This is a genomic window from Radiobacillus sp. PE A8.2, from assembly GCF_045635475.1.
Classification (GTDB): Bacteria; Bacillota; Bacilli; order Bacillales; family Amphibacillaceae; genus JBJGXI01.
This window is the reverse complement of sequence record NZ_JBJGXI010000038.1, coordinates 1-19,784: the sequence shown is the minus strand read 5'-3', so window position 1 is coordinate 19,784 and position 19,784 is coordinate 1. Positions and strand designations below refer to the sequence as shown.

Sequence of the window (19,784 nt, the reverse complement as noted above, 5' to 3'; positions counted from 1 at the left end):
ATTATTTTGAAAAGTTTATCATTCCAAATAACTAGATTAACAGATAAAATTATCATAAAATGAAAGAGTAACAGATGAGAAAGGGTGAATAAACGTGCAAATGGAAAAATGTGTACAGTGTGGATTGCCTTTTCCTATTGTTGAAAAGGGTTATCTTTTTATATCAATTAATAGCGTTAGGTTATTTGAATTAAGAAAATTGTTGCAAAATGGTGAGGTACTAGATGAAAATTTACTTAGCATCCCTTATCAATCAAAAGCAATGCTTTTACGTTTAGTGTCAACAATTGAAACGAATATAGGTAACGATGTGATGACATACGTAAGTAGACATAATATACAAATTTCTCGACCGATGATCCCATTAACAGTATTAAAAGAGAGAATCGAGCAAGAGGATATTGTTGAATTTATAGCAAAAGGAAAATTTATTAGTCATTTTCAGCCGATTATCCAACTATCGGATCAGTCGATCTACGGTTATGAGTCATTACTTCGCTCTGGAGATGCTAATTTTAATGCAACACCTGGTCAGTTATTTGGGGTTGCTAGTAAAACAGGCTTGTTTTCTCTATTGGACCAAAAAGCAAGAGAAGTAGCAGTGAAAACTAGAGTGAACACGATTCCAGCCGGGGTGAAAAGCTTTATTAACTTTTTGCCATCTACGATTTACAATCCGGAATTTTGCTTAAGACATACTTTTTCAATTGTCGAACGCTATCAGGTTGCACCTGGGGATTTAGTGTTTGAAGTAGTTGAGACTGAAAAGATAGAAGACGTTGATTTGCTAAAACGTATATTGCAAACGTATAAAGCATCGGGTATGAAAGTTGCGTTGGACGATGTTGGTACAGGCTTCGCGACTCTTGACATGCTAAAAAAATTAGCACCCGATTATGTAAAGATTGATCGACAGTATATTTCTTATTGTGATCAAGATAAACAAAAACAGGATTTTTTAAAACAGGTAATGGTGATTGCTAATGGCATGGGGATCAAAGTACTCGGCGAAGGTATAGAGCGTCAAGAGGAGCTTGATTACTGCCGTATAATTGGTATGCATCTGGCTCAGGGATTCTATATCGGTAAGCCATCCCCTAAGCCAGTTGAAAATATATTAATCTAGTACTTTTTTATTTCGTCCAGCACCGAGACCAAATACGACAATAAGGCTCGAGAAAATTAATATAGTAAAGAGTGGTAATTTCCAATTACCACTAATATCATATAAGAATCCAATCAATATTGGTCCGGTAGCAGCTAATAGGTAGCCAAATGATTGGGCCATACCCGATAATTCAGCCGCTTGTCGTGCATTATCTGCACGCATACCAAGGAAGGTCAAGGAAAGGCTAATGCTTGCCCCGAGTGCCAATCCGATAAAGGTAATGGAGATCATGTTCAGCCATAGTGAATCGCTAATAAATAGACCACTATAGCCTAGCAATGCACAAGACCCAATTAGAACGACAATACCTTGCTGATTGCGAAACCGACCAGCTAGAATCGGAGTTAAAAATGTTGCTGGTAAACTTATAAATTGCATATAAGATAAAAGCCATCCTGCGGTAGCCTTAGTTATGTCACCAGTTTGTAAGATTTCTGGTAACCAAGAGATGGTAGTATAAAATAAAAAAGATTGCACACCCATAAATAACGTGACCTGCCATGCGAGTGGAGAGGCCAATAGTTTTGTCGCGGATGGTTCAAATAATTGGTTATCTAATTGCTGATCGTCTTTATTTACAATTATGATCCATATAATTAAGCCGATAGTAGCTAGTATTGCCCAACTTCCAAGCGCTTTCTGCCACCCCAAGCCAAGTCCTTGAGACAACGGAATACTTAATCCAGATGCCGTGGCAGCAAAAATAGACATAGATGTTGTATAAATACTTGTCATAAAACCGACTTTAGTTGGGAACTTTTCTTTGATTACACCAGGCAGCAATACATTGCAAATTGCAATCCCTATGCCTATAAGTGTTGTTCCAAGATACAATGTTATTGTAAAAGCAATGGACCGGATACAAATGCCAGCAACTAATATGGACAATCCTAATAATAACGAGCGTTGATTATTAAATTTATTAGCCAATTTTGGGGCTAATGGAGACATGATAGCAAATGCTAATAAAGGTAGACTTGTAATTAATCCAACATTCCAATTGGATAAACCAATGCTGTCTCTAATCGTTCCTATTAGTGGACCCACAGATGTAATTGCAGGTCTTAAATTGAAAGCTATAAAAATAATTCCGATAATAAACAAAATAGAGCGAAATGATGTTGAACTTGTTTTCAAAGAATTCATCAATGTGTTCTCCTATATGATATAGTTACTTTAGTAAGTATAGTTTAATTAATTATAGTCTTCAACTGATGCCTAGATAAATCAGTGAGTGAATGTGATAAAGGGTGTGTTCGAGATGAAAGCAGAAGTGAAAGAGGAAATATGGTCATGGATCAAAGCATTACTTATTGCTCTTATTATTGTATTTATATGTCGACAGTTTCTGTTTACCCCATCAATCGTTAAAGGGGAATCGATGATGCCTAATTTGCGTGATGGAGATCGAATTATCCTTAGTAAATTGAGCCATATTAATCGTTTTGATGAAATTGCCTTTCATGCACCAGATTCAAACGATAATTATGTTAAGCGAGTAATTGGATTACCAGGCGATACGATCGAGGTAAAAGAAGATACACTGTACATTAATGGAAAGGCTTATAAAGAAGAATACCTAGATAAATATAAGAAGTTGCTTGCGAAAGATCACTATTTAACAGAGGATTTTACGTTAGCGGAAATTACGAATAGCGCAAAGGTACCCGAAGGTTATTTGTTTGTACTTGGAGATAATCGAATGGTTAGTAAAGACAGTAGATCATTTGGTTTCATATCAGAGGATGAAGTAATCGGTGATGTGGTGATTCGATTTTGGCCATTAAATGCAATTGGTATCTTAAATAATTAGTACATTCAGTGTTGGTAAGTATTCTCATCAATTAGGACAATATTAATTATTGATAAAGTTTTCTGAAATCTAACCAATAATATTAACGTATATCATACAATATGAGTCAATTTCATAATTACCTTGTATTGCTGTTTGCATCCGACTATATGTGGATACAGACAGCTGAAAATCAGTATTATGAAATTGACTAAATATTGTTGAATAATTGATTATGGTGGTGGGTCTATGAAATCGATATGTGTGTTTGCAGGCTCGAATCTAGGGAAGCATAAGGAATATCAGCAACAAGCGAGAACATTGGGAACGATGATCGCAGGTAAAGGTATACGGTTGATTTATGGCGGTTCAAAAGTGGGCTTAATGGGTGAAGTGGCGAATGCAGTTTTAGCTGCGAATGGCTATGCTGTTGGTGTTATGCCTAAGGGATTATTTAGAAGTGAGATTGTTCATGAGAATTTATCTGAATTCATCGAAGTGGATGACATGCATCAAAGAAAAGCAAAAATGAGTGAACTGGCAGACGGTTATATTGCTTTACCTGGAGGGTTAGGTACGTTTGAGGAGCTCTTCGAAGTGTTGTGTTGGGCACAAATAGGTATTCACTGTAAACCAATTGGCTTATTGAATGTTCGAGGGTATTATGACCCACTCCTTAAACTAATTTCGTATAGTGCAGAAGAACAATTTTCAAACGAGTCCCACATCTCATTAATACAGCAATCTGCAGAACCAGGCACACTCTTGGATTTAATGTCTACATATACACCGCCTATTCTTGAATTGAAATGGAAACAACTCGATAAACAATGATAACTACACAGACGCCTGTGTAGTTTTTTTCGTATTCGACACAATTTCATACTTTTGCAACGAGGTTTAGATGCTAGGAGCATATGTAAGATTTATTTATTCTCATAAAAATTAAATTTTGAGTAACAATAAAATCAAATTGTCTAAAGTAGGTGAGAGAATGGATTGGAATCAAGGTTATCAAGCAGGTGATGTGGTATATGTTATTATCCGTAACCCTCATGTGCAGGGCGTAGCAAATGTACAAGAAGCTGCTGTAGTTAATAATCCAGATCAACCTGGTGAATTAGCATTGTTTATTTATGAAACTTATTATCCATTAACAGATGAAGTGGCGATTTACACTACAGAGGATGAAGCAGAAGCAGAATATCGTGACGTATTTGGCTCAGCGGATGTAGAGGGTTATTATGGTTAAGCCATTTGTTCCTCAACTCGTTTATTTTGAACCTAGGGCATTGGAATATGATTTAGGAAGAAAGTTAGAAAAAAAATTTCTGGATCAAGGCATCGAAATTAGACATACGACCTCTCATAACCAAGTCCGTGATTTACCTGGAGATAATGATTTTCAAAAGTACAGAAATGCTAAGTCGACATTAGTAGTAGGTTTACGAAAAACACTGAAATTTGATACATCGAAGCCGTCGGCAGAATACGCAATTCCACTGGCTACAGGTTGTATGGGGCATTGTCACTATTGTTATCTGCAAACTACAATGGGCAGCAAGCCTTATATTCGCACATATGTGAATACAGATGAAATCTTTGATGCTGCTGAAGGGTATATGAAAGAACGTGTGCCGGAAATAACACGTTTTGAGGCATCTTGTACCTCTGACATCGTAGGCGTAGATCACTTAACACATTCATTAAAAAGGGCAATTGAGTTTTTTGGTAAATCAGAGCACGGTTTACTTCGTTTCGTAACGAAATTTGCTCACGTTGATCACTTGCTGGATGCAGATCATCAAGGGCGTACAAGGTTTCGCTTTAGTATTAATGATAATTACATGATAAAGTATTTTGAACCAGGAACGTCCAGGCTTGATGAACGAATTGAAGCGGCAATCAAGGTTGCTGAGGCGGGCTATCCGCTAGGTTTTATCATTGCGCCTATCTATTTGCATGAGGGATGGCAGGAAGGCTATACCGAAATGCTTGATAAACTGGAAGCGGAGTTACCTGCATTCGCTAAAAAGGATTTAACGTTCGAATTGATCCAGCACCGTTTTACAAAACCAGCAAAACGAGTTATTCAAAAAAATTACCCGATGTCAAAGCTGGAATTGGATGAGTCCAAAAGAAAATATAAATGGGGAAGATACGGGATTGGTAAATACGTTTATACTGATAATGAACAAGAGCAAATCAAAGACACCATTCAAAGCAAATTAGCGACGCTCTTTCCAGAAGCAAAAGTTGAATATTTTACTTGAGAGATTTTAGTCAATTTCATCATACTGATTTTTACTGTGAATGGTATTGCCTCATTTGACAACTATTCTAAAACATGGTTTATTGAAACAAATGGAATAGTTATACATCCGCTAGGGGCGCTGTACGGCTGAGATAAGGAGAATTCCTTTGTCCCTTAGAACCTGAACTGGTTAATACCAGCGTAGGAAAGTGGAGCAGGAAATTATATATGAATGATCAATGGTTCATTTTAAACCGCTCCAGTTTCTTGGTAGCGGTTTTTTGTATGGGGAAAAACGCTTTAAAGTTCTGACTTAAAGGGAGGAGAATAGATAAATGAACCAGATAACTACTGCACTAACGATTGCTGGAACAGATCCTACAGGAGGAGCTGGTATACAGGCAGATTTAAAAACATTTCAGGAAAGAGAAGTTTACGGTATGAGTGTTGTCACTTCTATAGTGGCACAAAACACACTAGGTGTTGATGCAATTTATAATCTACCCGTTTCTTTTATTGAAAAGCAATTGCATGCGGTATTTAATGATATCGAGCCAGATGCAGTTAAAACAGGCATGATTGCAACAATTGAAATGATGGAAATGCTGGCAGATTTTTTGAAAGACAAATCCGTAGATTATGTAATTGACCCAGTAATGGTAGCCAAAAGTGGCCATGCTTTAATGGAAGAACCATCGCGGAAAGTAATTAGAGATATGTTAGTGCCATTAGCTACGGTTGTTACACCAAATATCCCGGAAGCAGAAATATTAGTAGATTTTAAAATTGATAATATCGACGATGCAAAACGTGCTGCCAAGGTTATTGTTAATGAGCTTGGGGCGAAAGCGGCTGTCGTTAAGGGTGGTCATCTATCCGGAGAAGCGATTGACGTGCTATACGATAAACAAGATTTTCATTATTATAAGTCTGCTCGCACAGAGACGAAGCATACGCATGGAACAGGCTGTACGTTCTCGGCAGTTATTACAGCAGAACTTGCCAAAGGAAAATCGATTGCGAAAGCTGTAACAATTGGGAAAAAATTTATTACTGATGCCATCCAATATTCGCTAGGTGTTGGTAAAGGCAATGGTCCAACTAATCATTGGGGATATCGGTTAAAAGGGCTACCAAATCAGGTGAAAGGAAGAGAAGAATGATCAAGAATGCTTCTTTGATAGATCAGCTTCGAACCAAAAAGCCGTTGGTACATAACATTACAAATCAAGTCGTTAGCAATTTTACAGCTAATGGATTGTATGCGGTCGGTGCTGCACCGGTGATGGCTAACGCTGTAGAAGAGGTTGCTGAGATGGTGCAGCATGCGGATGCACTAGTATTAAACATGGGTACATTGACCTCACTACAGCTTGAAGCAATGATCATAGCCGGTAAAGCTGCAAATAAAAAAGGTATCCCTGTTGTTTTGGACCCAGTAGGCATCGGTGCAACTAGATTTCGAGTAGATGCCGCACAAAACATTTTAGAAAACGTACAAGTTTCTCTTATTCGAGGAAATCTCGGAGAAATTAGTTTTCTAGCAGGGGTTGATATGAAGATGAAGGGTGTTGACGCTGTATCGCCAGGAGACCATGTAGCGATTGCGCATCAAGCCTCCCGTAAACTTAATGTCCCTATTGCAGTGACTGGAAAACAAGATGTTATTACAGATGGCTTCACAAGTTATATAGTGGAAAATGGGCACCAATTACAAACAACCGTCACAGGCGTAGGTTGTTTGTTAACTTCTGTGATTGCTGCTTTTCTAGCTATCGGTGATAACACAATTAGAACAGCAGCAGAAGCAATTAGCTTTTACGGAGTGGCTGCTCAACTGGCGGCAGAGAAAGTAGATGGACCAGGAAGTTTCCAAATCGCATTTTTAGATTCTTTATATAAATTGGGTGATGAAATCTATAGGGAAAAATCAAACATAAAGAAAGAGGTATCTTATGGGGAAGACTATAAATAATCATCTGTCAGACCTTCTTCGGGTTTATTTCATTATGGGCACGAATAATAGTAGCCTACCCCCACTTGCAGTATTAAAATCGGCTTTGGTAGGTGGTATTACCTTATTTCAATTTCGAGAAAAGGGGCTTGGGGCACTAAAGGGTGAGGACAAAAAACAAATCGCCCTTCAAATGAAACAACTGTGTGATGACTATTCCGTTCCGTTTATCGTAAATGATGATGTTCAATTAGCAATTGAAATAGGTGCAGCAGGCGTGCACGTTGGACAGGATGATGAACCAATTACAATGATAAAAAAACAATGCCCCGATCACTTTATTGTCGGTGTATCTGCTACAAATGAAGCGGAAGCAGCACAGGCTTTAAAGGATGGAGCAGATTATATTGGAGTAGGTCCAATATATGCAACAAATACGAAGGCAGATGCAAAAGTGCCAATAGGACTAAAAGGTATTTCCAACATCCGTTCTACCGTTGGCAAACTTTCGATGGTGGCGATAGGTGGTATAAAGAAGGAGCATGTAAACGGGATTATAAAAGCAGGGGCTAATGGTGTAGCGATTATTTCAGCGATTAGTCAAGCAGATGCAGCCAAGGAAGCTGCACGTAGTTTCTTGGACATGGTTGATGATGCCGCTGGAGATATCACTCAGTAGTCATCTGACTGCTTTGGTTAGATTGTCGTTATTGCGCAAAATAGCTAGAATGCGTCGTAACGTGTTGGACAGCCGCTGTAGAAAATACGCTTGCCACGCGGCGGTGGTTAGTCGCTAACGGCCACCACTGCACTTATCTGTGACAATATAGGTAATATTAGAATTGTGCGGCCATCAGCGCGCTTATTTGAATAAAATCCTTGCTGTAGTATGCTATTTTTAGTAAATAAGGTCTGTGGTGGCCGCCAAATCATCATAACTGGTATATTACGTGAAATAAGGTCTCCTGTGGCCGCTAAAAGTTTTTTAGATTCTCGTTCTAAAAATCCTGTCAGGCATCCATTCCCAGCGGAAATTACGAGCACTACGACGCAATTTACTTCAACTTAGAAGTTTGAAAAATGACGAACTTTACAATAAAATCATTGTTTCATAAAGGGTTAATAGCTGCTGATAAAGAAACTATAAATAGCAGAGGGAGGGTGTCTGATGGCAAATTACTTAGCTGACCTGAGAAAAGAAATTGGCTCACGTCCGGTAATTATGGTTGGAGCAGGGGTTTTGGTATTTAATAGTAGCAATGAGCTGTTACTCCAACTTCGATCTGATTCCGAAGACTGGGGGCTTCCTGGTGGTGCGATGGAGCTAGGGGAAAGCTTTGAACAAACTGCTAAAAGAGAATTATTTGAGGAAACAGGACTAACTCCAAGACTTCTAAAGTTTGTTCAACTTCTGTCTGGGGAACACCTTTATTATGAATATCCAAATGGTGATGAAGTTTATAACGTGATTGCTTTATATGAAACAGCAGAACCAGAAGGTGAGCTGGTAATGGATGATGGCGAAAGTATGAATTTGAAGTACTTTCCATTGGATCACTTACCAATAAATTTGCATAAAATTACACAAATTATGTTAGCGGCGTTTCTTGATCAGAAAAATAACCAAGATTGATCAAACGTTTGATCATAGGACGTATTGCTCAAACATAGTGTCTTTCTTTGTTAAAATGAAGAAATAGGAGGTTGAATTAATTATGCGTTTACAAGATAAAAAAGTAATAGCTCTAGTAGAAGAAGATTTTGAGGACTTAGAACTGTGGTATCCGATTTTACGTTTACGTGAAGAAGGCGCAACCGTTGACTTGGTAGCAAAAGAAGCAAATAAAGTTTATAAAGGTAAATACGGTGTGCCAGCGGAATCTGATTATGCATTTACAGAAATACAAGCATCTGATTATGACGCGATTTTAGTACCAGGTGGATGGGCTCCAGATAAGTTAAGAAGATATTCGGAAGTGCTCGATTTTGTTCGCCACATGAATGAGCACAAAAAGCCAATCGGCCAAATCTGTCATGCCGGTTGGGTGCTTATTTCTGCAAATATCTTAGATGGTGTTAACGTAACAAGCACACCAGGTATTAAGGATGATATGACGAACGCCGGTGCTACGTGGTTTGATGAAGCGGTTATTGTGGATGGACACATCATATCTAGCCGTCGTCCACCAGATTTACCACCTTACGTAAAAGCATTTGCAGACAAACTCGCTGAATAATAGTCGTAAATCCCATCAATCGATTGATGGGATTTGTTTTTGGCAAATAGGTACATATATGCGTGAGTTCGTTGACAAACAAGGGGAAGCTAAGTAGTATTTCTATATAAAGTTACCGATAAACTAATTATAAGGATTATAGATGTCTTGATTTAGGGTATAAGGTGTTAGTACAATCTATTTATTTCATAGTTTCGGGGTGGACACAAATGAAGACGAATATCACAATGCGGGATATTGCCAACAAAATAGGTGTTAGTAGTGTAACGGTTTCTAAAGCACTCAATGATAAAGAAGGTGTCAGTGAGGAGCTTAGAAATAAAATAAAGGCACTCGCTGATGAAATGGGTTATCGATACAATACGATGGCTAAATCAATGAAGGACGGACGTTCCTACAACATCTGCGTAGTCATACCCGAACGTTTCACAGGTGATTTAAGACAATCTTTTTATTTAAAGATTTATCAATACATAGCAAGCGTGTTAGAAGAAAATAATTATTATGGAATTATACACATATTATCTAGTACAGAAGAGGGAAATCTAACACTACCCAGAATTTATCATGAAAATCGAGTAGACGGTTTTATTTTACTCGGACAAACGAAAAGAGAGTATATTGAGTTAATGCAAGGGACCGGTATGCCACTCGTGTTATTAGATTTTTATGATCAATATGATGATGTGGATACGGTTATTTCGGATAGTTTCTATGGAGCATATGAAATAACAAATTATTTAATTAACAGTGGACATAAAGAAATTGGCTTTATTGGTAATATATATGCAACGAGCAGTATCCAGGATCGATTTCTAGGTTATTATAAGTCACTCTTGGAACATAAAATAAAACTCAATGACAGCTTTGTATTGAATGACCGGGATGATCATGGTGCGCTCGTTGATGTAACCCTTCCAAAAAAACTACCAACTGCCTTTGTGTGCAATTGTGACAAGGTAGCCCACACATTACTAACAAAGTTGAAAAGCAATGGCTATCATGTTCCGGAGGATTGTTCGATCGTAGGATTTGATAACGATATTTATGCTACATTAACAACACCCCACTTAACAACCGTGGAAGTGGATATCCAAGAAATGGCGAGAACAGCAGTGAAATTTATGTGTGGAAAAATGGAAGATCGTTCAACTACGTTTGGTAGAGCAACTATAAAAGGTAAGATTATTTATAGAGATTCGGTAAAGGTTATTCAAGATAGTAATACAAAGGCATGATAACTTGTGATTCAAGGCTAAAAGGCACTTCAAAAGTTTGATCTTTTAAACAACTTTTAAAAAGAAAGGGGAATAATAATGGTAGATATCTTATTTTGGTTACTTATTATTGTGTGTTTCGTATTAAGCTTTATTGGGATTATTTATCCAATCATACCTTCACCTTTAGTATTGTGGGTTGGATTTTTAGTATATTTCTTTTTTGTAAATGGAGATAACTTGTCGTGGGTGTTTTGGAGTGCGATGGTCATCTTAACAGTGGCGCTCATTGTTTGTGATATTATAGCGAATAGTTATTTCGTTAAAAAGTACGGAGGTAGCAAGTGGGGAGAACGTATAGCTGCAATTGCGGTGATTGTAGGTTCATTCATCATACCTCCGTTTGGGATTATCGTAGTACCTTTTGTTGCGGTTCTTGTCGCTGAACTCGTTCAAAAACGATCGATGAAAGAAGCTTTCCGAGCATCGATAGGTTCCTTACTTGGATTTCTTGGTGGTGCTTTTGCGAAGGTCATTATTCAACTGTTTATGATTATCTGGTTTATTATCGCAGTTATTTTTTAAGCTTATATCAACTAGAAGGGAGTACATCGTATGACAATTCCTAGAGTCCTTAGCATTGCGGGATCGGCAGCACACGGAAGTGCAGGCATTCAAGCAGATCTTAAGACATTTCAAGAACGCGATGTATATGGAATGGCTGCTATTACTGCAATCGTTGCCAATGTAGCAAATGCTAACAAGAATATCTTTATTCAAGAGCTAGAGGCAATTGAAGCACAGTACTATACTTCGGTTGAAAATGTAGGTGTTGATGCAATAAAAACGGGCATGTTGTTTTCTAAAGAGATCATAGAGCTTGTCGTTAAGTTGTTGAAACATACAGATATAAATAATATAGTGGTCGATCCCGTGATGATCGGTAAGATGGGATCTCAGCTTTTAAAGGACGACGCAATTGATTCAATGATTGTGCAATTGTTTCCACTTGCAAAAATAATTACACCGAACTTGCATGAAGCTGCTAGAATAACAAGGATCAAAAAAATCGATTCAGTTGCAGATATGAGGGAAGCAGCAAAACGGCTTTACGAATTGGGTCCTGACAATGTATTAATTAAAGGTGGCGCCTTAAAAAATGCCGCTATTGATCTTTTGTATAACGGCAAAGAATTTGTAGTATTAGAAGTAGAAAGAATTCCTACTGTACATACTAGTGGTGCAGGTTGTAGCTATTCTGCAGCGATTGCAGCGGAAATTAGTAAAGGTAAATCAGTTGAAGAAGCAGTACGATTAGGTAAAAAGTATGTAACGGCAGCTATAAAGCATGCACTTGCTTTTAACAAAGGTATTGGGTCTACCTACCATGCTGCATATAGGAAAAGTGGTGAAGAATGATAAATAGCGATTGCTAACTCTGAGCAAGCGCTAATTTAATTTAACTAAATTTAATATTATTCAATTTGTCTGTTAATCCGAAGCTTTTGGGAGTTGTGGTGCAGTATCAGTTAGTATTGTTTCTTTTCATTCATACACGCTGGAACCGTGTTCTGTGAAATCAAGAAATGAAGCAAAAAAATTAATTTAATTTTTTACATAAAAAATGGCATTTGTGTGAAACATTTTTAAAACTATAACGTAATACATGTAGATAGTCTTATGGAGGTGTAGTAGTGGAACAAGTAGCAATGCAATTACAAAATCTGAAGAAAACAATTGGAAATAAAGAAATCATTAAAGGTTTGAGCTTCGACATCCGTCCTGGGGAAGTATTTGGTTTCTTAGGTCCAAATGGTGCAGGGAAGACGACAACAATCCGTATGATGGTAGGGTTAATGGGCATTACAGAAGGTGATGTGCTTATACAAGGGAAAAGTATTAAATCTGATTTTAAGCAGGCAATTCGTAATGTCGGTGGTATTGTCGAAAATCCAGAAATGTATCCATTTATGAGTGGTTGGAAGAACTTACAGCATTATGCAAGGATGATACCGGAAATCCAAGAGGAGCGTATCCAAGAAGTTGTTTCTCTAGTTGGTTTAGACAAAGCAATTAAGGAAAAAGTAGGTAGATATTCTCTTGGTATGCGCCAACGTTTAGGTATTGCGCAGGCGCTGTTGCATCGTCCGACAATTCTTATATTAGATGAACCGACCAATGGTTTAGATCCATCAGGGATACGGGAAATTCGTAAATACATAAGAAGATTAGCAGAAGAGGAAAACGTAGCAGTCATTGTGTCTAGTCACTTGTTATCTGAGATTGAGTTAATGTGTGATCGAATTGGTATTATTAAAAATGGTGAACTGATTGCAATTGAGACGATGAAGGATACAATGCAGGACTCTAAAGTAAAGGATGTTCTTATAGAAGTAACCCCTGTCGAACAGGCCGAGGCATTCTTAAAAGAGCAATTAGAAATTCCGGTTAAAGTAGAAGACAATATGATTGCGATATCTACAGAGAAAAGTGAAATCCCGGGAGTCGTGAAAAAACTAGTATCCAATGAATTTCAAGTGTTCGGTGTGTATGTTCAAAAATCAACTTTAGAAGATAAATTTTTGGATTTGATAGGAGAGAATACGATTGAGTAACTTAATGCAATTAGTTTGGAACGAGCAAATAAAATTATACATTAGAACATCAACCTGGATTCTCTTTGTTATTTTGGCAGTTATCGTTTTAGCTGCGGGAATAATTACTAAGGTTATGCAAAATGATGTTGAGATGAACACCTATGATGATGATTGGAAGGTAGAATTACAGCAGGAAAACGAGCAACTAACAAAAGAAATGGAAGAAGTAGCTGATATGGGAATGGGTATGGAAAGTGCCAATTCTTATCAACAATCATTGATTGACAAAAACAATTACTATATAGACAATGATATTAAGCCGAAGAATTTTGATGGATGGCAATTTGTCTTGGATATGGTAAATTTTTCGACAATTATAAGTTTGTTTACAATTATCATTGCAGCTGGGATCGTAGCAAATGAATTTAAATGGGGAACAATAAAATTACTCTTGATACGACCAGTTTCAAGAACTAAAATATTGTTGTCTAAATATCTATCAGTATTGCTATTCGCGGCAGCGATGCTTCTTTTTACTTTACTATTTTCATGGATCGTCGGGTCTGCATTATTCGGATTAAGTGGATTGAATCCTTCCTCCGTACTAAGTCGTGATGGACAGTTCACAGAGGTATCGTTAATCACTCAAATTTTTAGTAACTATGGTTTTAAGATGGTTAATTTAGTTATGATGGCAACCTTCGCGTTTATGATTTCATCTATTTTTAGAACGAGTGGTTTAGCTATTGGTCTATCGATCTTTTTAATGATGGCAGGAAGTTCGGTTGTGGTGTTTGTTTCTCAATACGATTGGGCGAAATATATTCTGTTTGCTAATACGGATTTAACAGTGTATATAAATGGAATGGGCCCAATGATAGAAGGAATGACGATGACATTTTCAATCATCGTATTACTAGTTTACTACGCAATTTTCCTTGCATTATCTTGGTTAGTGTTTACTAAGAGAGATGTTGCAGGTCAATAATTTATAAAGGGAGTAGGATAAAGATGAAAAGAACTGGTGAAATTGTTTTAGGAATCATAGGAATTATTATGTACGCTATTTCGGCAGGAATTGGTTGGTTTATGATTTGGATGACTAATAATGAAGACATGTTTCGTGAAGAGATGGAAAATGCAGAACAAGGGTCTGAAGTGCCAATGGCGGATATGGATGCATTATTTGACATGATCGGCTCAGGTGGAACGTTACTGCTAATTGTATCGCTTGTCGCTACGGTGCTAGGTATTGTCGCTATGATCTTACTACGAGGTAATAAAAATCCAAAGCTTGCAGGGATCATATTGATTGTAGTAAGTGTGGCAGTCGCCCTTATTACAGTTGGTGCAGCAATCTTCCCAGGAATATTCTACTTGGTTGCTGGTATTATGTGTTTAGCAAGAAAACCAAAACAAATGTTAGAAATGTAATGTAGAAAAAGGCAGCGTCAGAGTGATCTGATGCTGCCTTTTTAAATTTACTTAAGTCGATAAATGTCAGATCTGCGATCAGAGAAAATAGGTATGCTATCTCTAACTTTATCAACTTCACATGTATTAATTTCTCCGTATAAGATGATTTCTTCTTCGGCTGCTTCCACTACTATTTCTCCCCATGGATCGATAATCATAGATTTCCCGCCAAATAAATTGGAGGGATCTGAGCCAACGCGATTACACGCGATAACAAAGCATTGGTTTTCTATTGCTCTACTTATTAATAATGCTCGCCAATGGTCAATTCGCACTTTGGGCCATTCGGCGACAACGTATAATAGCTTGGTGCCGGCTAGCATATGAGTACGAACCCATTCAGGGAAACGAAGGTCATAACAAATTAAGCCTGCACTGGGAATTTCATTTAAGGTGAATAATCCATCACCGCTCCCCTCGATCAAGTGCTTCTCTTCATTCATTAGGCGGAACAAATGTGCTTTACTATATTCCTTCACTAATTGGCCATCCCGATTAATAATCAGTAAGGTGTTTGTCACACCTTGTGAAGATTGCTTGGCAACAGAGCCGGCAACTATATCGACATCATGCTTCTGGGCTAATGTTGAAATGAATGATATTGTTTGCTTTGCCTCTACATCTGCTATTTCAGCTAACCTCGTAAGGTCATAGCCTGTTGTCCATAATTCCGGCAATATAACGATATCTGTATCTTTATGAAGGTTATGAAATATCCTTTCCACTTTTTCGAAATTTGCTTCTGGTTTCCCATAAGAGATGTCTATTTGTAGCAATGCTAAGTGTTGAATCAAGGTAGATGCCTCCTAATACGCTTCCTTTAATTTTTTGTGAACTTATTTTCTCATATATTGCATTTCTAGGAAAGTTCACTGATATCACCATTCATGTCGAAAATAACGGTAAGATTCGAGTATTTCCTTGGAAATATTGTTTTAAATGATACATTCTCTTACGTGAATCTTCCGAAACGCTGAAAACGCTACAATATTGTGTTACCTAAGCTTACTGTTATAGATGCAGCTTTGTAAAAAAATATGATTACCACATTGACAAATTATATCTATGTGTATATATTGTACATATACAGTATATACAATATTAATATTGAAGGAGATTGCGATGAATATACTTATCTCCACGTCGAGTAAAGATCCACTTTTCTTACAAATCAAAGAGCAGATCAAACAGCAAATCTTTGCCGAAGCGTTGCACGAAGGTGATGCGTTGCCGTCCATGCGTGTATTAGCGAAACAGTTTAATGTTAGTGTGATAACAACAAAGCGAGCGTACGAGGAATTAGAGAAGGAAGGCTTTATCGTTTCCTCTGTTGGAAAAGGATCATTTGTAGCAGGACAGCAACCGCACATCCTGAAGGAATGGCAAATTCGCGAATGGGAAAATGATTTTGAACGATTGGTGAAGGAAGCGAAGCAACTAGGGTTAAAGAAACAAGATATTAGCGAAAGACTAGAGATTTTCTTTGAGGGGGATGACGAATGAATGCAATTGAATTAAAAGAGGTTAGTAAATCATTTCGAAGCTTTTCTGTTAACAATCTAAATATTAAAGTTCCAGAAGGATATATTACCGGGTTTATTGGTCCGAACGGTAGTGGTAAAAGTACGACAATTCATATGATGATGGATGTGTTAAAAGCAGATGAAGGAACAATCCGCTTATATGATGCACCAAATGATCAAGTAGATGTGAAACAAAGAATTGGATTTGTTTATGATGAACTGTATATGTATGAAAATTTTACCATCAATAATATGAAATCATTTATAAAGCCTTTGTACAAAGACTGGAATGAGGAATTATTTTATCAATATTTAAATAAATTCAATCTTCCTTATAAAATCAAAATTAAAGAGTTTTCTAAAGGGATGAAAATGAAGTGCTCCTTGTTGTTTGCATTAGCACACGATCCCGATTTAATAATTATGGATGAACCAACAGCAGGGCTTGATCCAGTATTTCGAAGAGAATTGATAGATCTACTTCAAGAGTTAATGGTGAAAGAGAATCGGACGATCTTTTTTTCTACCCATATTACAACCGATTTAGACCGGATTGCTGATTATATTGTTTTCATCAATAGAGGTAAAGTTATTTTGCAAAAAAGTATGGAAGAAATACGAGATTATTATCATGTGGTAAAAGGAAAAAAGGAATGGTTAGACCCAGATGTAAAGCGAATGTTCCGCGGGATTCAAGAAAATGAACAGGGATTTACCGGTTTATTTGAAGGAGATATATCTTTATTCAATGATTTTGAAAGTGAGATTGTTATAGAGCAAGCTACCTTAGAAGATATTATGTATTTTATGACGAAATTTTAGTAGTAGCTAAGAGATGAGAAGGGTGATTGGGTGGTTGAAGCATCTCATTGTTTTACTTTCTCCATTAATGATTGCAATTATTATGTACTTCCTGTCGATGAAAATAACCGAGCTATTATTTCAAAATATGAACCATATATAAGGGGGGAAGGGTAATCGTATGTTAGCTTTACTAAAACGTGAATATCACTCAAACAAAGGTGCGATTATAACTATATTATTGGTAACTGTGTTGTTCAGTGTTTATGTGCAACAAGAATTAGTACTTATTATCGGAATGTTAGGATTAGCAATTAGCTTGTTTTACGATGAAAACAAAGCGAAAGTCACCCGATTTGTTGCCAGTTTGCCGGTTGAAAAGAACATGATCGTGAGAAGTAGATATGCCTATATTTTATTCATGACCTCCATAATATTATGCTTGCAATGGGTCATTGCTGTTCTGTTAAAGAATAATCCTTGGATCAATCAGCCGCATGTATTTACTTGGACAGAGGCAATCATCATTCTATCTGCTAGCATACTCGTAAGTGCAATCTGTCTTCCGGTATATTATTGGTTTCGATCGTTTAATCTGGCGTCATTTATTGTGCTAATCTTATGTGTAACGAGTAATATTTTCATCGTAGATGCACTACTTACTGCCAAATATGATAAAGCATTTGAGAATTTTGAAGAAACTGGGTACGTTGAAATTAGTGTCGACAGCAGTACCATTTATTTTACGGAATGGATTGAACAAATCATTCCTTATCTACCATACGTTTGGTTTCCGCTCCTAGCAATTGCTGTCTACATGTTGTCTATGAAGCTGTCAGAGCAATTCATAACAAGAAGGTATGTTTAGAATGGAGGTAGAATAATGCTAGCACTAATGAAACGGGATACGTTAGTGAACAGAGGAGCGATTATTGGGGTAGAGATCATCATGATCTTTGGGGTTGTTTTACAACAGGAGATTATCCTATTAGCGGGTGTATTAGCTTTATCGATAAATTTATTTTACTATGACAGCAAAGTGAAGGCTGATCGGTTTATGGTTAGTCTACCGATAGAACGAATCAATTTAGTTAGAAGTAGATATTTGAGTATTGTTAGTAATGGCATCTTACTCATTATGACCCAATGGATCGTTACTGTGATAATTAATAGGCTGTCAAGCGAAGCCTGGATATATGAATATACAGGGCAAGATGTACTTATAATATTCTCCTTTATTTTACTCGTAAGTGCATGTGTTTCTGTTTATTATTTATTCCGTGCCTTCAACGTTGCGAATTATGTGTTGATTGGAATTCTTTTCTTTGGCTACTTGTCTATTCTAGGAGCGATATTTACTAGACAATTAGATGAGAATGGAGAAAGCATCATTTATTTTAATAGTGAAACTGTCTACTTGCCCGATTGGGTGGAAGCTACATTTACTTTCCAACCGTATATCACGTTCCCATTTATCGCAATTTGTGTGTTCTTGCTTTCGATGAAGCTATCGGAATGGTCGATTAAAAGAAAGTTAGTGTAAAGGATGGTTAGTGTGCTGCTAAATTATCCAAAATTATCTTTTCTCAAAACAAGCATTGATATGGTATCTTAAGAGTATGTCATTTTATATGTAGAAAGAGGGATACCATGGCGAAAGCAAAAGTAGGAATTATCTTTGGTGGTAAATCGGCAGAACACGAGGTATCGTTACAGTCTGCAAAAAATATCGTGGACGCAGTTGATAAGGATAAATATGATGTTGTATTAATTGGTATAGATAAAGATGGAAAATGGCACTTAAATGATCAATCATCTTATCTTATAAATGAAGAAAATCCGAAGCTAATTCAATTAAATAAATCAAATACAGGTGTTGCCGTTATACCGGGCGAAAGTGAAAAACAATTACTTAATTTGTCTAGCTCCGAAGGTTTGGATCAGTTAGATGTTGTTTTCCCTATATTACATGGTACATTAGGTGAAGATGGTAGTATTCAAGGGATGCTGCGTATTGCCAACTTGCCTTTCGTTGGAACGAGCGTGTTAGGCTCTGCGGTATGTATGGATAAAGATATTGCTAAGAGACTTTTAAGAGAAGCGGGAATTTCTGTTGCTAAGGGTGCTGCCTTTACTCTTGCTACTCGTAAAAAAATTGATTTTGCTTCATTAGAAAAGCAGCTAGGATTACCAATGTTCATTAAGCCGGCAAACCAAGGGTCTTCTGTTGGAGTAAGTAAAGTAAGAAATGAGCAAGAGTTTGATGCAGCGGTTCATAGTGCATTTCAATATGATAACAAAATCGTGATCGAAGAAAACATTGTCGGACGTGAAATCGAATGCTCAGTGCTAGGAAACGAGGATCCCATTGCATCGATACCGGGTGAGATCCTTGCGCAAACAGATTTTTACTCTTATGAATCAAAGTATATAGATGAAAAAGGTGCTGATTTAGCTATTCCAGCTGAATTAGACGAGGCACAAACAAACAAAGTGCAGCAAACTGCAGTTGAGGTATTTCAGTCATTAAACTGTGAAGGAATGGCGAGAGTCGATTTCTTCCTAAAAGAAGATGGCGTGTTAGTTGTCAATGAAGTAAATACATTACCAGGCTTTACGAAAATCAGTATGTATCCAAAGCTGTGGGAAATAAGTGGTATTGGATATTCGGAACTAATCAATCGTTTGATTGATTTAGCAATCGAGCGTTATGAGCGCGATCAACAACTGAAAAATGCAGTATGGGATGATTAAAAATACAAAAT

At 37.1% G+C, this 19,784-nt stretch carries 23 protein-coding genes and 1 riboswitch; of the genes, 21 read left to right on the top strand and 2 right to left on the bottom strand.

The window, feature by feature from the left end; all coding sequences use genetic code 11:
• Positions 1 to 100 precede the first annotated feature (100 nt).
• A complete protein-coding gene (locus ACI6MV_RS17930; protein ID WP_407271707.1) occupies positions 101 to 1,126 on the top strand; it encodes an EAL domain-containing protein in 1,026 nt (341 codons plus the stop codon).
• On the opposite strand, the gene ACI6MV_RS17925 is transcribed toward ACI6MV_RS17930, so the two are convergent.
• Positions 1,118 to 2,314: a CynX/NimT family MFS transporter gene (locus tag ACI6MV_RS17925; protein WP_407271706.1), complete on the bottom strand. Its 1,197-nt coding sequence runs from the start codon at positions 2,312 to 2,314 to the stop codon at positions 1,118 to 1,120. The two genes, ACI6MV_RS17930 and ACI6MV_RS17925, sit on opposite strands and share 9 nt — an antisense overlap.
• 115 nt (positions 2,315 to 2,429) lie before the next feature.
• Here ACI6MV_RS17925 and lepB point away from each other — a divergent pair, with 115 nt between their 5' ends.
• From lepB to ACI6MV_RS17850, 15 genes are all read left to right on the top strand, one after another.
• Positions 2,430 to 2,981, top strand: a complete 552-nt coding sequence (lepB, locus tag ACI6MV_RS17920; protein WP_407271705.1) for a signal peptidase I — start codon at positions 2,430 to 2,432, stop codon at positions 2,979 to 2,981.
• A 228-nt stretch (positions 2,982 to 3,209) separates the two neighbouring features.
• Complete coding sequence (locus tag ACI6MV_RS17915) at positions 3,210 to 3,794, top strand: LOG family protein (RefSeq protein ID WP_407271704.1); 585 nt, start codon at positions 3,210 to 3,212, stop codon at positions 3,792 to 3,794.
• 160 nt (positions 3,795 to 3,954) lie between these two features.
• Positions 3,955 to 4,212, top strand: coding sequence for a transcriptional regulator SplA domain-containing protein (locus ACI6MV_RS17910; RefSeq protein ID WP_407271703.1), 258 nt, complete (start codon positions 3,955 to 3,957; stop codon positions 4,210 to 4,212).
• Positions 4,205 to 5,233, top strand: a complete 1,029-nt coding sequence (gene splB, locus ACI6MV_RS17905; RefSeq protein WP_407271702.1) for a spore photoproduct lyase — start codon at positions 4,205 to 4,207, stop codon at positions 5,231 to 5,233. Before ACI6MV_RS17910 ends, splB begins: the two co-directional genes overlap by 8 nt.
• Before the next feature lie 103 nt (positions 5,234 to 5,336).
• Positions 5,337 to 5,439: riboswitch (TPP riboswitch) on the top strand.
• A gap of 110 nt (positions 5,440 to 5,549) precedes the next feature.
• Complete coding sequence (gene thiD / locus ACI6MV_RS17900) at positions 5,550 to 6,377, top strand: bifunctional hydroxymethylpyrimidine kinase/phosphomethylpyrimidine kinase (RefSeq protein ID WP_407271701.1); 828 nt, start codon at positions 5,550 to 5,552, stop codon at positions 6,375 to 6,377.
• Positions 6,374 to 7,189, top strand: a complete 816-nt coding sequence (gene thiM / locus ACI6MV_RS17895) for a hydroxyethylthiazole kinase (protein ID WP_407271700.1) — start codon at positions 6,374 to 6,376, stop codon at positions 7,187 to 7,189. Before thiD (ACI6MV_RS17900) ends, thiM begins: the two co-directional genes overlap by 4 nt.
• Entirely contained in the window at positions 7,170 to 7,847 is a 678-nt protein-coding gene (gene thiE, locus ACI6MV_RS17890; protein WP_407271699.1) for a thiamine phosphate synthase, read from the top strand. Before thiM ends, thiE begins: the two co-directional genes overlap by 20 nt.
• A 489-nt stretch (positions 7,848 to 8,336) precedes the next feature.
• Positions 8,337 to 8,801, top strand: a complete 465-nt coding sequence (locus ACI6MV_RS17885) for an NUDIX hydrolase (RefSeq protein ID WP_407271698.1) — start codon at positions 8,337 to 8,339, stop codon at positions 8,799 to 8,801.
• A gap of 82 nt (positions 8,802 to 8,883) precedes the next feature.
• Positions 8,884 to 9,405 (top strand): type 1 glutamine amidotransferase domain-containing protein, encoded by a 522-nt coding sequence (locus tag ACI6MV_RS17880; protein WP_407271697.1) that lies wholly within the window; start codon positions 8,884 to 8,886, stop codon positions 9,403 to 9,405.
• Between the two features lie 209 nt (positions 9,406 to 9,614).
• Positions 9,615 to 10,643 (top strand): LacI family DNA-binding transcriptional regulator, encoded by a 1,029-nt coding sequence (locus tag ACI6MV_RS17875; protein WP_407271696.1) that lies wholly within the window; start codon positions 9,615 to 9,617, stop codon positions 10,641 to 10,643.
• A 78-nt stretch (positions 10,644 to 10,721) separates the two neighbouring features.
• Positions 10,722 to 11,207: a DUF456 domain-containing protein gene (locus tag ACI6MV_RS17870; RefSeq protein ID WP_407271695.1), complete on the top strand. Its 486-nt coding sequence runs from the start codon at positions 10,722 to 10,724 to the stop codon at positions 11,205 to 11,207.
• Positions 11,208 to 11,237: 30 nt separating this feature from the next.
• Complete coding sequence (thiD, locus tag ACI6MV_RS17865; RefSeq protein ID WP_407271694.1) at positions 11,238 to 12,041, top strand: bifunctional hydroxymethylpyrimidine kinase/phosphomethylpyrimidine kinase; 804 nt, start codon at positions 11,238 to 11,240, stop codon at positions 12,039 to 12,041.
• A 275-nt stretch (positions 12,042 to 12,316) separates the two neighbouring features.
• Positions 12,317 to 13,237: an ABC transporter ATP-binding protein gene (locus ACI6MV_RS17860; RefSeq protein ID WP_407271693.1), complete on the top strand. Its 921-nt coding sequence runs from the start codon at positions 12,317 to 12,319 to the stop codon at positions 13,235 to 13,237.
• The gene (locus ACI6MV_RS17855; protein ID WP_407271692.1) at positions 13,230 to 14,207 is read left to right on the top strand and encodes an ABC transporter permease; all 978 of its coding nucleotides are present in this window, start codon (positions 13,230 to 13,232) and stop codon (positions 14,205 to 14,207) included. Before ACI6MV_RS17860 ends, ACI6MV_RS17855 begins: the two co-directional genes overlap by 8 nt.
• A 23-nt stretch (positions 14,208 to 14,230) precedes the next feature.
• On the top strand, positions 14,231 to 14,653 hold the full coding sequence (locus ACI6MV_RS17850; RefSeq protein WP_407271691.1) for a DUF4064 domain-containing protein: 423 nt from the start codon (positions 14,231 to 14,233) through the stop codon (positions 14,651 to 14,653).
• A 47-nt stretch (positions 14,654 to 14,700) separates the two neighbouring features.
• On the opposite strand, the gene ACI6MV_RS17845 is transcribed toward ACI6MV_RS17850, so the two are convergent.
• Positions 14,701 to 15,489, bottom strand: a complete 789-nt coding sequence (locus ACI6MV_RS17845; RefSeq protein ID WP_407271690.1) for a carbon-nitrogen family hydrolase — start codon at positions 15,487 to 15,489, stop codon at positions 14,701 to 14,703.
• 328 nt (positions 15,490 to 15,817) lie between these two features.
• Between ACI6MV_RS17845 and ACI6MV_RS17840 the strand changes: the two genes are divergently transcribed.
• From ACI6MV_RS17840 to ddlA, 5 genes are all read left to right on the top strand, one after another.
• Complete coding sequence (locus ACI6MV_RS17840) at positions 15,818 to 16,198, top strand: GntR family transcriptional regulator (RefSeq protein ID WP_407271689.1); 381 nt, start codon at positions 15,818 to 15,820, stop codon at positions 16,196 to 16,198.
• Entirely contained in the window at positions 16,195 to 17,040 is an 846-nt protein-coding gene (locus ACI6MV_RS17835; protein WP_407271688.1) for an ABC transporter ATP-binding protein, read from the top strand. The genes ACI6MV_RS17840 and ACI6MV_RS17835 overlap by 4 nt, the downstream gene beginning before the upstream one ends.
• Before the next feature lie 160 nt (positions 17,041 to 17,200).
• Positions 17,201 to 17,887 (top strand): ABC-2 transporter permease, encoded by a 687-nt coding sequence (locus ACI6MV_RS17830; RefSeq protein WP_407271687.1) that lies wholly within the window; start codon positions 17,201 to 17,203, stop codon positions 17,885 to 17,887.
• Positions 17,888 to 17,902: 15 nt separating this feature from the next.
• Positions 17,903 to 18,562, top strand: a complete 660-nt coding sequence (locus tag ACI6MV_RS17825; RefSeq protein ID WP_407271686.1) for an ABC-2 transporter permease — start codon at positions 17,903 to 17,905, stop codon at positions 18,560 to 18,562.
• Positions 18,563 to 18,669: 107 nt separating this feature from the next.
• The gene (ddlA, locus tag ACI6MV_RS17820) at positions 18,670 to 19,773 is read left to right on the top strand and encodes a D-alanine--D-alanine ligase (RefSeq protein ID WP_407271685.1); all 1,104 of its coding nucleotides are present in this window, start codon (positions 18,670 to 18,672) and stop codon (positions 19,771 to 19,773) included.
• Positions 19,774 to 19,784: the final 11 nt, after the last annotated feature.